Genomic DNA, 12,270 nt, shown 5'->3' with positions numbered 1-12,270 from the left:
GATGACCTCCCTCACTACAGATATTGGATTGCCAGAGCAATTAAAGATAGGCAACGATTAAAAAAGTAATCGTAATAACGAATATCGGTAATATCTACTCGATTAGTTTCATGGTGCCTAATTCGAAAATGATTGCCGATGTCTGTAAGAGCTTTGAACTCAGCGTTGAACAGTGACTCATAAGCATCTTGCCCATTAGACATACTCTGAACAATCTTTTCTGTCGACTTCTTTTTATCTAAATCTGTATAGTATGTCTTTAAGCGCTCTAGCACATCCCACAGCTTTTCAACTGCTTCTTTATGTGCTTGTAAATTGGGTTGCATATGATTTTCTACGGCGAGGTCAAATAGTTCTTTCAGGCCAGGTTCCTTAATCTGTTCACTCAGTATTATAATTTCCGGCGATAAGACTTCGTGTTTGGCCAACTGCTCAACAAGGCCACGATCTGTTAAGCGAAAGGAAAGATTATCTTTCTGAAAAACAGCGTTAATGGCTTCTTGAAATGGCCCTTTTTCTCCCGTAGATAGTTCATCATATTGAAATTCGACTACATCAAAAATAAACGGTGTAAAATAATTTGCTAATAATTCCGATACAGGACAAGGAGAGAACATAGCTCCGCGCAAATCAATTACAGGAATATCCATGAACTCATTTAAGCGGTTGACTGCAACATTTAGCGCATCTGTTTTTTCTGTCCAGTTGTCATATCGATTGGGGCGATACAATATTGGTTCTGCAAAATCTGTCATGACGCTGCAAATATGCTTTTTAGCCTTATAATCAACATGATTGCTAATATGATCAACCGGCTGACCATGTCCATAATCAATCAAGTCTTTGTATCTTTCTGAAAACAAATTTTCTGGCAGCAAAGGCCTATCTGGCTCAACATATTCTCGTGCTCCATATACATCACGACCTGATATGTGCTGTGTGGGATATAACTCATAGCCGTCAACTCGAAGTAAACTATTAAATTTTTGGAGATACTGTTTCCATGGATCTTTCTCGTTTCTTACTGCAGGATGAAGCATTTCACACATGAACCGTAGTAATGTCCCATCACCATCGCCGGGACGTAAGTTGAAGCGCTCGTCCTCAAAAAACCAACACTCTTCTTCATAATCCCCCCATCTGAGGTGACAACTGATATCATCATATGCAGTTCTGCACCGACTATCATGGGATGGCAATTCTTTCAAATCGTAAAGCCTAGATAAAAATCCGAGTGTATCAAGCCGTCCAGAATATGGCATTATCACTGTACGTTCGGTAATATATTCTCCGGAACTGCTATCATATTCCTCTTCATCTAGTTCTACTGAAAAACCGTTTTTAATAATATCTACAATATCTCGTCTTGTGATTTCAGATATTTTATCCATTCTCTGCCTCCTCCAATGAACCTTTAATTAGGATTGGGCATACATTCTTGACTTGCGCTTTAAGCTGTTCGTTAATTTCCTTGCGCAATAGATAGGCAGTATAAATATTAACAATATACTGCTGAATTTTGATATCTGGAATGGGAATCTGAACATCACACATTTCGAACCAATCAAAGGTTTCCCTGGCACTTCCCCATGAGTGAAAGCGAGCATAACGGTCAAATTCACTTCGTCCAAAGAAAAGCATCAAATATTCAGGCAAAAGTACGTCTTTTTGTGTGTCAAAAACAATCGAGATTGAGGAAACCAGATAAGTATTTTCTGAAGTGTTCAACGCTAACGATATTTTGTCTCCTCGTCTTGACGTATCTGGAACATATGCAAATTGACCTGGAGCAACAACTTTATAATTATTAAGTCCTACTCCTTCCATATCTGCTTTTGTATTAATAAATTCTTTACTTGTCGCAATTCCTCGAACAGAGGATACTCCTAAAGAACCGTCATTTCTCAGATCTCTCTGAAAAATAAATTGTCCGATAGTGACACTTTGGTAATCTTTACTTAGTTCTTCGATGTAAGCATCACAGATTAATTTTAAATCCTCCAGTGCACTTCCATAGCAACGCTGATTTTCCAGCATGGCATTATAGATAGCGACATATTTTTGTTGGACAGAGCGTGAGGGTAACTCTATGTCCATGTCGCAAAAATCATTCCATGACATACCATCTCGTACCGATGAGTCTGTATGAAGCCAAAAAAATCTATCCTTCTCTGAGGATTTTAACATAATAAAAAAATATTCTCTAACTACCGGAGCATCGTCTGTAATTTTAAAAATTGTATATGCCGGGCTGACAATCTTGTTTTGACTCGTATGGTTCAAAGCGATTGGGAGAACCCGATCTCTCCCAACGTGCATTAAATTACAGGCAAAATAGTTAGGAGGAACAACCTTATAATTACTTGTATCCGAGCCTACTTGCCGTGCAGGTTCAAAAAATTCTTTATCACTATTAATGCCGGATATATCCCAAGCAGTTAGATTAGCATTCCCGCATCTCTCATTATACAGTTCGACAAAATTTCCCAGTCTATATTTAGTCAATTTCATAGCCGATCCCCTTAAAAGCATCTTTCAACATAGACTGCGAGAGTTCTTCTGAAGCCATCAGCAAACGCATTTCATCCTGAATCCGAGCCATTTCTTTTTCATAGTCAATGTCCAAATCATGATCGATAAATTTGATATATTTGCTGGGAGCAAGAGCCCAATCCTTTTCTTCAATAGAAAAGTCATTCGGATCTACTTTATCCTTTTTCAATATCTTAACAGCCTTGCATAGCTCCGGCACATCCTGATATAAAGATGTGTCGGTTGATTGCCAGTTGTTATAAATTCGTTTTGCTTCAGCAATTTGCTCATCAGTCAAGACAATCTTTTTCTTCTTTTTCCCTTTATCGATGATAATCTCTTCAACATTACTATCCCAACAGCGTAGATCCATAAACAAAACTTCACCGCTGCGATCTCGTAATTGGTGTCCATTCACGGTTCGGGCCGTTTTATTCATATTAACAATCCAGAGAGTCACAGAAATATCGGTGGTATAAAACATATCGCGCGGCAGGACAATAATTGCTTCTATTTTATCATTCATCAAAAGGCGTTTCCGATTCTCATATTCATCGGGATCATTTAATGCTCCATTAGCCAGCAAGAAGCCTGCAATACCATGATTAACATCCAATTTAGAAATAATATGAAGAATCCAAGCGTAGTTTGCATTGGAAGTACGAGGAACTACATAGCCATTCCACCGAGGATCGTCCAACAACTCGTCTTCTCCTCGCCAACCTTTGAGATTGAACGGTGGATTTGCCATAATATAATCAAATTTTCGATCTTTATGCTGATCGTCGGTAAACGTAGAAGCGTTCTTTTCGCCTAAATCATGTGAAATCCCTCGAATCGCTAAATTCATCTTGCAAAGACGCCAAGTATCCGGTACACTCTCTTGACCAACAACAGAAATATTGGCCCGATTCCCCTGATGGCGTTCGACAAATTTATGCGATTGCACAAACATTCCGCCGGAACCACAGCAAGGATCATAGACTGTTCCGCTAAATGGCTCAATCATTTCTGCGATCAGCTTTACCACACAAGCGGGCGTATAGAATTCGCCATCTTCCTTGGTGCCACTGGCAGCATAAATCTGCAAAAAATACTCATAAACGCGACCGATAAGATCTTCTTCGTGAAATCGAGATTCCGAGATTTTATTGACTTCATCAATCAATGTTTTGATTTTTTCTTTAGGCGCTCCCAAAGTTGCATAGAAGTTTTGCAGTAATGCGCCTTTCAGCGAAGGATTGGCTTCCTCAATATCAGCCATTGCCTGATCCAAAATCACAGCAATATCATTTGCTCCTGCATTCTTGACAATGTAGGACCAACGCGCTGTTTCTTTCAGATAGAATACATTTACCGCGTTATAGAAAGAAGGCTTCTCTAGGAACACGGGAATGTCGCCATACTGCGCTAAAAGTTCCGCGCGGCGCTTTTCAAATTTATCTCCAGCAAATTTCAAAAATGCCAGCCCAATCACGGCATCCCTGTTTTTCTCCGTGCTACCAACACCACGCAAGGCCACGCGGCAGTTCCACAGAACTGTTTCCAAAGTTACCTCTTTATCCTTTTTAGTGGCCTTAGCCATAGTTTAATACCTCATTTCAACTTATTATAATCCAACGTAATTGTACCTTAGATAAGGGCAACCGTCAACAAAGAGAACCAATCACAAGCATTCCTAAAGCCATACCATTCCACTAGTAATACCGGCTTGAATTAAAGACCAACCGCTAGCATAGCAGTTGGTCTTTAATTAAGAAAAGTCCCTATTCAAGCATTTGAAAATGCTTTAGTGCCTCCATAATTGCAGCTTCCTTTTCCGGTGGACACTGCGGCACTTTGGCATCTTCCTTCTTCGACAGATTATAGTTTTGACCAACATCCAATCCGCACTTCCGCTTTACCTGAGAGATATACAAGGAAGATACCTTCAGGCCGGTATGTTCCAGCACATACGCTTTAATCTGCTCATAAGTCGCGCCCTGCTGGAACCCGGACATATCCATGTCCTCCAAAGAGAACTCCACGCGAACCTTTTTGGAGTCGATTTCTCCCTTGGAAAGCAAGACAACCGTTTCCACGTGTTTTGTTCTCGGGAAGAGGTCAAAAGGCTGGATCGTTTCCACGGTATATCCATTTTCGGTGAGCGTTTTTACATCCCGGGCGGCAGTGGCCGGGTTGCAGCTGACCATCACGATTGTGCGCGGAGACATTTGGGAAATGGCTTCCAGCGTGGCACCGTCGCATCCCTTGCGGGGCGGGTCCACGACGATCACATCAGGACGGCGGCCTTCCGAAGCAAAGCGGGCAGCGGCTTCTCCTGCATCCATGCAGAAGAAGGAAGCCTTGTCCTCCGGAAGTCCCAGCCGCCGGGCTGTCTGCCGGGCCTCTTCCACGGCAGGAGCGACTACCTCCACGCCAACCAGACTGCCGCAGTCCGGCAGCATGGAAAGGCCGATGGTTCCCATTCCGCAGTACAGATCAAACAGCAAGTCGTCGGGGTGCAGACCTGCCAGCTCCCGGGCTTTGGCATACAGGGCCTCCGCGGCGGGGGTGTTCACCTGATAAAACTCATGCACACCCATCCGGAGGGGGACACCGGCCAGGGTATCCTCGATTACGCCGGGACCGAGGACCGTACGGGTGCGTCTGCCGAGAATGACATTGGTGCGCTCGGTATTCCGATTGATCAGCACGGTGGTCAGGAAAAACTCCTGCTGTAATGTGCGGCAGAAGTCCTCTTCATGGGGCAGATGGCTGCCGTTCAGTACCAGGCAGAGAAGCCGCTGACCGCTGTGCCAGCCCTGGCGCATATAAAGATGCCGGACCAGACCGGTGGCGGAAACTTCGTCGTACGGTTCAATGGAATACTGTTCCATCAGAGTGCAGGCCCGGGCAGCCAGACGGTTCATCCATTCCGGCTGGAGAAGACAGTCGGAACAGGGGACGATTCGATGACTTCTCCCGGCATAAAAACCGGTCACGATATGGCCGTCGGCATCGCGCCCCACGGGAAGCTGGACCTTGTTGCGGTAGCGTGTGGGATCGGGAGCGGGAACCACCGGCAGCACCGGGAGAGAGAGACCGCCGATTCTGGCAAAGGCCTCCCGTACAAAGGCGGTTTTGGCCTCACATTCCGCCTGATAGGAAAGGTGGCGCAGACTGCAGCCGCCGCAGGGGCCGTAGGCAAGGCAATCGGGGGAGATGCGGCCTTCTCCTGCCGTGAGCAGTTCTTCCACCTTGCCGAAGGCATACCGGCTCAGCGGCTTGACGATGCGGACGCGCAGCACATCGCCGGGAGCGGTGCCGGGCACAAAGACAGCCTGGCCCTCAAAATGTCCCACACCGTTGCCGTCACTGGACAGCGATTCGATGGTGAGGGGGATGATCTGATTCTTTTGCAGCGGCATGAATTCCTCCTGAAATCATTTGCAAAATAACAGCGGGTCCGCCTTCGACCCCGGACAGAGCCGACGGACCCGCAGAACACTGCCGAGGCAGCGGAACAATTAAAGCTGAGGATTTTTCTCCAGCGCGGAAAGATACCGGCTCGGGGGAACGCCCTTTACTTTTTTGAATACACGGGAGAAGTAGAACTGATCGAAGAACCCTACCGACACCGCGATTTCCGCAATGGAGAGATTGGAGTTCTTGAGCAGGTAACAGGCCTCGCTGATGCGGTAATCGGTGAGATAGTCGATGGGGCTCTGACCGACATTGGACATGAAAACCCGGTAGAGATGGCTGCGGCTGACGCCTACCGCCTTGGCAATGTCGTCCACCGAGATATCATGGGAGTAGTTGAACTGAATATACTTGATGGCCGAAAGCACATACTGGCTGCTGGAACTGCCGACGCTGGGCATCATGCCCCGGGCTTCCTCCATCAGGTGAGCCATAAAGATATAAAGGTATCCGGTCATCAGAGCTTCACACTGAGGTTCCGGGCCACGGGCCAGGTAGATGTTGTACAGCGCCTCACGCACTTTCTGGGGGTTCTTGCAGTGATGCACCGGACGTGTGTCGGAGAAGGGAGCCTGCTGAACCAGCTTGTTGGCGCAGGCTCCGTTGAAACCGACCCAGTAGTATTCCCAGGGATCGGTCTCGTCAGCTGCATAGGTGATGAGCTGGTTGGGCTTTGCCAGAAACAGGTCACCCTCTTCCAGCGCGAAGGAGGCACCGTTGACCTGGTACACGCCCTTGCCAGCAACGACCAGATGAATCAGGTAGTGATCCCGGACGCCAGGCCCCCAGGTGTGTCCAGGCTCGCAGTATTCATGACCGCAGTTGAAAATGGACAGTTCAACATTGTCGGTATAACTTTGTTTGTAAGATTGCTTTGCTAAGCTGGTCATCGTGATCTACTCCCGGAAAAAAGGTCTACTGATATAAGGGTTGCTTCCCGATTTCTCTCTATTATATCAGCCTATTCATCAAAAGTCCATAAAGGCGTCGTAAAAAGATGTTTACTTCACGAAAAAATTTGTTATACTTGAGATAAGAAATGGCAAATCTGGGATGTCTGGTTGGATTTGCTGAAAATACGATGATTTTTTTGTTCATCTTCCATAAGATGGACACCAGTCAAGAAAGGTGAGTGTATCCATGGCGACAAGTACTGAATTGAAACAGAGCATCGCAGCCGGTCAGTATGACGCTGCTTTTGAAAAATTGTATGCAAAGGATTCCGCTGTTGTGGCCGCCCAGCGGGAACGTTATATTCATGCGATTGAACGCTTTGAACATTATTATGGTACCGGCCGCATAGTTCGGATTTACTCGGCTCCCGGCCGTACCGAGATCGGCGGCAACCATACCGATCATAACAACGGTGTGGTCATGGCCGGTGCAGTCAACCTGGACGTGGTGTCGGTGGTTTCCCCGACAGAAGGCACTCTTGTCCGGCTGAAATCTCATGGCTTTGACAAGATGGACCATGTGGATTTGTCGGTACTTACGCCTCAGCCGGATGAGAAAGAGCATTCCGCGGCGCTGATTCGCGGTGTGGCGGCAGGCATTGTCCAGGCCGGCGGCAAGGTGGGCGGCTTTGATGCTTATACTGCCAGCAACGTTCTGCGCGGTTCGGGCCTCTCCAGCTCTGCGGCTTTCGAGGTCTGCATGGGAGCCATCTTCCGCGGCGAGTACAACAATGGGGATATGGACAAGTTCAACCAGGTGGAGATCGCCAAGATCGGCCAGTATGCGGAGAATGTTTTCTTCGGCAAACCCTCCGGCCTGATGGACCAGACCGCCTGCGCCGTGGGCAGCGCCATCACCATTGATTTCAAGGACCCCACCAATCCCATCGTCAATAAGGTGGACTTTGACCTTGCGGCTCAGGGGTATGCACTGTGTATCAGTGACACCAAGGGCAGCCATGCCGACCTGACCGATGACTATGCAGCCATCCGCCGTGAGATGGAATCCGTCGCCGCATATTTCGGCAAAAAGGTCCTGCGCGAGGTGGACGAGGAGGAATTCTTCAAGGCAATTCCCGATGTCCGCAAGGCGACCGGCGACCGTGCCGTTATCCGTGCCATCCATTTCTTCAATGACTGCCGCCGTGCCGCCCAGCTGTGCGATGCAGTCAAGCAGAATCAGTTTGACCGCTTCCTCAAGCTGATTCTGGAGGGAGGCCATTCCAGCTTTGAATTCAACCAGAATGCATACAGCCTGAAGGCACCGCAGGAGCAGGGAGTGCCTCTGGCCCTGGCCATCAGTCAGCGTGTTCTAGGGGATCGCGGCGCCTGGCGCCTGCAGGGCGGCGGCTTTGCCGGGACGATCCAGGCGTTTGTGCCGCTGGATCTCCTGGATACATACAAAGCGGCCATTGATGCCGTCTTTGGCGAGGGCAGTTGCTATGTGCTGAGTATCCGCAATTACGGTGCGATTCCCGTAACGCCGGATCTGTAAAACTCAAAACGCCGTCCCTGGCATTTTCTGCCGGGACGGCGTTTTAGATTTTTCTCGGGATGCCCTACCAATTTTGTGGTATTGGTGATATAATAGGTCGAAATATAATGTTTAGAACGAGAGAGGAGAGGCTCATGCAGCAGGAAACCGTCATTGTTCTTGATTTCGGTGGCCAGTACAATCAGCTGATTGCCCGCCGTGTCCGTGAGTGCAACGTCTACTGTGAAATCTATTCCTATCGCACGCCGCTGGAGAAGATCCGCGCCAAGAATCCCAAGGGCATCATTTTTACTGGTGGTCCCAACAGTGTATATTTGCCTGATGCGGCAACGATCGATCCCGAAATTTATACTTGGGGTGTGCCCATTCTCGGCATCTGCTACGGCAGCCAGCTGATGATGCATATGCTGGGCGGCAAGGTTTGCCGCGCACCGGAGCGGGAATACGGCAAGACGGCGGTGGACCTGAATACCACCTCGCCGCTGTTCAGCGGACTGCCGGAGAAGAATGTCTGCTGGATGAGCCATAACGACTATATTGAGCAGGCGGCGCCCGGCTTTGAGATTACGGCCAGCACGCCCAACTGCCCGGTTGCTGCGGCTCAGGATACTGCCCGCGGCCTGTACTGCGTGCAGTTCCACCCGGAGGTCATGCACACCGAGAACGGTGTCCAGATGCTGCATAACTTTGTATATAAGGTATGCGGCTGCTCCGGTACCTGGAAGATGGATTCCTTTGTGGCAGCCACGGTGGAGGAACTCCGCAAGAAAATTGGTGACGGCCGTGTGCTGTGTGCTCTGTCCGGCGGCGTGGACTCCAGCGTCTGCGCAGCTCTGCTGGCCAAAGCGGTGGGCCGTCAGCTGACCTGTGTCTTTGTGGACCACGGCCTGCTGCGCAAGAATGAGCGGGAACAGGTTTGTGAGGTTTTCGGCGAGGGCGGAGCCTTCGACATCAACTTCATCTGTGTGGATGCGCGGGACCGCTTCTATCAGAAGCTGGCCGGCCAGACTGCTCCCGAGAGCAAGCGGAAGATCATTGGCGAGGAGTTCATCCGTGTCTTTGAGGAAGAGGCCAAAAAGATCGGTGCAGTGGACTTCTTGGCACAGGGCACCATCTACCCGGACGTGGTGGAGAGTGGCCTGGGCGGTGAATCCGCGGTGATCAAGAGCCACCATAATGTGGGCGGCTTGCCGGATAAGGTGGACTTTAAGGCGCTGGTCGAACCGCTGCGCGATCTGTTCAAGGACGAGGTTCGCCAGGCCGGCCGTGAGCTGGGCCTGCCCGAATACCTGGTGTCTCGACAGCCCTTCCCGGGACCCGGTCTTGCTATCCGAATCATCGGGGAAGTCACGCCGGAAAAGGTGGCCATCGTGCAGGATGCCGATGCCATCTGGCGGGAAGAGGTGGACAAGCTCCCCATGAGCCAGCGGCCCAGCCAGTATTTTGCGGCACTGACCAACATGCAGAGCGTCGGCGTTATGGGCGACGAGCGCACCTACGATTATGCCATCGCACTGCGCGCAGTGACTACCACCGACTTCATGACCGCGGAAGTTACACTGCTGCCCACCGAGACCCTTACCACCGCAGCAAACCGCATTGTCAACGAAGTCAAGAACGTCAACCGTGTCATGTTCGATTACACCACCAAGCCCCCGGCTACGATTGAGTTCGAATAAGTAAAAAGTGGATATGAGAGCCCGCAAACCCGCATAAACACTGGGTTTTCGGATTTCAGATTCCCCCTTTGATAGCAGATTGATAGCACCCGTCAAATTCAGAGTTATTCTGGTGATTTGGGTGGCTTGCGAATACGCAGAATTTTTATTCTAAGAGAAAAGGTCTAACTGATTTTTGCTGATCAGTTAGACCTTTTTTATTTTGCTCTCATGTATCTGAATTTACTGATTTTGCGCAACAAACAGGCTCTCCCGTGGCCTACAAGTGAGAGGGTCAGAGCAGGCCCTCCGGCGGAACCTTGGCGCGGATCTGGCTGCTGTCGTACTCCGGGTAGTGATAACGCCAACGGTCGTAGTCCTCCTGAGAGATCTCTCCGGCCTCCAGCTTGGAGGCCTGCTCCCGCCAGGCCCAAAGCATTTCATGCAGTCTGGCGGCATCCTTATTCTTGCGGAAATCCACCTGCAAGGAGAGTACACCATCCTGCTCCGTGACTTTCAGCCCATAGTTGTCCTCCAGGGCAAACAGGGTGTGCATGAGCCCAACATAGGAGTCTATATCCGGGACGGAGAGAGCGTGAGGAGATACATCAAGTACCTGTGCCAGGGCAGCAGTCAGGTCAGCCTTAGGTGTTCTTGATCCTGTCTCATACTGAGCCAGGCGCACATCGGCGGATTTCTCCGGGAAGCCCACGGCCATACCCAGATATTTCTGTGTCATTCCTCGCAGCAGACGGAAAAAGTGGATTCTCTCACCGATGGCCATACGTCCAACTCCAATCTATGATGATCTTTATAGTGAACATAGCATATTTGCTTAGGAAAGTCAAGAGAATCTAAACAAATTTATTTAAGAATATTTTTCTGAAAAGGCTTGAACTAAGCTAATATGTATAGTATTATAAAGATACTAAGCATAAAAGCTTAGAAATTATAGCGCATAAAATGGACCGTCCGATTTCTGGGTACAAACGAGATAAGGTGATGGCCATGCGGTAATATCCATCCACATAAACGAGATAGACAATGCCGCCGATCAAATAAGCAATGGCCGTCAGGGCAAAGCCGACGGGCAGGCCAATGGTTTCCTGCAGGCAGCCCATCAGCAGGGAACCGATACCGATTCCCATGTCATAGGAGAGCATGTAGGTGGCGTTGGCAACGCCGCGCTTGGGCGCGGGGGTGCTGCCGGTGACGAAAGACTGAAAGAGCGGCTGCAGGATGCCGTAGCCAAGGCCGAAGAAAAATCCGGCCAGCAGCAGGTGAATGCCGGTGGACATGAACAGGTAGCTGGCCATGGTAAGGATCAGAATGGCAAGGCTGACGTAGACCAGAACCCGATGCTTTCCGGCGTCGATCAGTTTCTGAGTCGAGAGTTTGGAAAGCAGCATACCCACGACCAGAGTGATATAGAAGTACGGCAGATATGCGGTAAGGCCTTTTTCCTGAGCGAAGATGAAGGAATAGGCGATCACGGCGCCGTAGGGGATCATCAGAAACATCATATTGAACATAAAGGTAAGTGCAGGGCCGTAGATCGAGTCGCGGATGGAGAACTTCTTCCGCTCAATCTTTGGATACCGGATGCGGCAGCAGGAAACGCAGATCAGCGCCACGACGGTGATGCCGAAGATGGTAAGAAAAGAAGCCTCGCTGCTCATGTAGTTCTGAACCTGAAGCCCTACATAGGGGCCCACTGCCATACCAATGGAGACGGTGAAGGCAAACCGGCTGATGCCTGCAGTGATCTTTTTGGGAGGCAGGACATCACCGGCAAGCGTCATGGTTGCAGAGCCGCATACCGAGTAAACGGCACCCATATACAGTCGGACGATAATCAGGGCGCCAAAGATGGGAAAGGCGATGAATGCCGGAAAGGACAGGCAGAACAGAGCCAGAAACAGCAGGTATACCCGGTAGCGGTTGAAGTTGTCCAGCAGATAACCGGCCACCGGGCGGAACAGAATGGTTGCCACCGACATGGCCGTCAGCACAATGCCCACTTTGGAACCGGTAATCCCGATTTCCTGACAATAGATCGGAATGATCGGAATGGAGGCATAGAAGGCAGCCAGAACCAGAAGGTTTGTAATAAACAGAAGAATAAACCTTCTGTTCCATATTTTTTCTTTGTTTTCCATGAATTTGA

Annotated in this window: 9 protein-coding genes; 2 read left to right on the top strand and 7 right to left on the bottom strand. The window is 49.3% G+C overall.

Translation table 11 applies throughout. The features are described from left to right. Positions 1-14: 14 nt before the first annotated feature. From INF35_RS02390 to INF35_RS02370, 5 genes are all read right to left on the bottom strand, one after another. On the bottom strand, positions 15-1,391 hold the full coding sequence (locus tag INF35_RS02390) for an AbiJ-related protein (RefSeq protein WP_193499936.1): 1,377 nt from the start codon (positions 1,389-1,391) through the stop codon (positions 15-17). Then, positions 1,384-2,511 carry a restriction endonuclease subunit S gene (locus tag INF35_RS02385; protein ID WP_193499935.1) on the bottom strand — a complete coding sequence of 376 codons (1,128 nt, stop codon included), beginning with the start codon at positions 2,509-2,511 and terminating at the stop codon, positions 1,384-1,386. Before INF35_RS02385 ends, INF35_RS02390 begins: the two co-directional genes overlap by 8 nt. Beyond that, a complete protein-coding gene (locus INF35_RS02380; RefSeq protein ID WP_193499934.1) occupies positions 2,498-4,117 on the bottom strand; it encodes a class I SAM-dependent DNA methyltransferase in 1,620 nt (539 codons plus the stop codon). Before INF35_RS02380 ends, INF35_RS02385 begins: the two co-directional genes overlap by 14 nt. Positions 4,118-4,298: 181 nt before the next feature. Beyond that, positions 4,299-5,942, bottom strand: a complete 1,644-nt coding sequence (gene rlmD, locus INF35_RS02375) for a 23S rRNA (uracil(1939)-C(5))-methyltransferase RlmD (protein ID WP_193499933.1) — start codon at positions 5,940-5,942, stop codon at positions 4,299-4,301. Positions 5,943-6,041: 99 nt separating this feature from the next. Next, positions 6,042-6,887: an AraC family transcriptional regulator gene (locus INF35_RS02370; protein ID WP_193499932.1), complete on the bottom strand. Its 846-nt coding sequence runs from the start codon at positions 6,885-6,887 to the stop codon at positions 6,042-6,044. A gap of 250 nt (positions 6,888-7,137) precedes the next feature. Here INF35_RS02370 and INF35_RS02365 point away from each other — a divergent pair, with 250 nt between their 5' ends. After that, positions 7,138-8,445, top strand: a complete 1,308-nt coding sequence (locus tag INF35_RS02365) for a galactokinase (RefSeq protein ID WP_193499931.1) — start codon at positions 7,138-7,140, stop codon at positions 8,443-8,445. A gap of 134 nt (positions 8,446-8,579) precedes the next feature. After that, entirely contained in the window at positions 8,580-10,124 is a 1,545-nt protein-coding gene (gene guaA, locus INF35_RS02360; RefSeq protein ID WP_193499930.1) for a glutamine-hydrolyzing GMP synthase, read from the top strand. Positions 10,125-10,398: 274 nt separating this feature from the next. Here the strand turns inward: guaA and INF35_RS02355 are convergent, their stop codons facing one another. Both INF35_RS02355 and INF35_RS02350 read right to left on the bottom strand, forming a co-directional pair. Continuing rightward, complete coding sequence (locus INF35_RS02355; protein ID WP_193499929.1) at positions 10,399-10,887, bottom strand: helix-turn-helix domain-containing protein; 489 nt, start codon at positions 10,885-10,887, stop codon at positions 10,399-10,401. 133 nt (positions 10,888-11,020) lie between these two features. Next, positions 11,021-12,262, bottom strand: a complete 1,242-nt coding sequence (locus INF35_RS02350; RefSeq protein WP_193499928.1) for an MFS transporter — start codon at positions 12,260-12,262, stop codon at positions 11,021-11,023. Positions 12,263-12,270 lie beyond the last annotated feature (8 nt).

The organism is Gemmiger gallinarum, assembly GCF_014982805.1.
In the GTDB taxonomy this organism is placed as follows: domain Bacteria; phylum Bacillota; class Clostridia; order Oscillospirales; family Ruminococcaceae; genus Gemmiger; species Gemmiger gallinarum.
The sequence above is the reverse complement of the archived record's forward strand: the minus strand, read 5'-3'. Positions and strand labels throughout refer to the sequence as shown.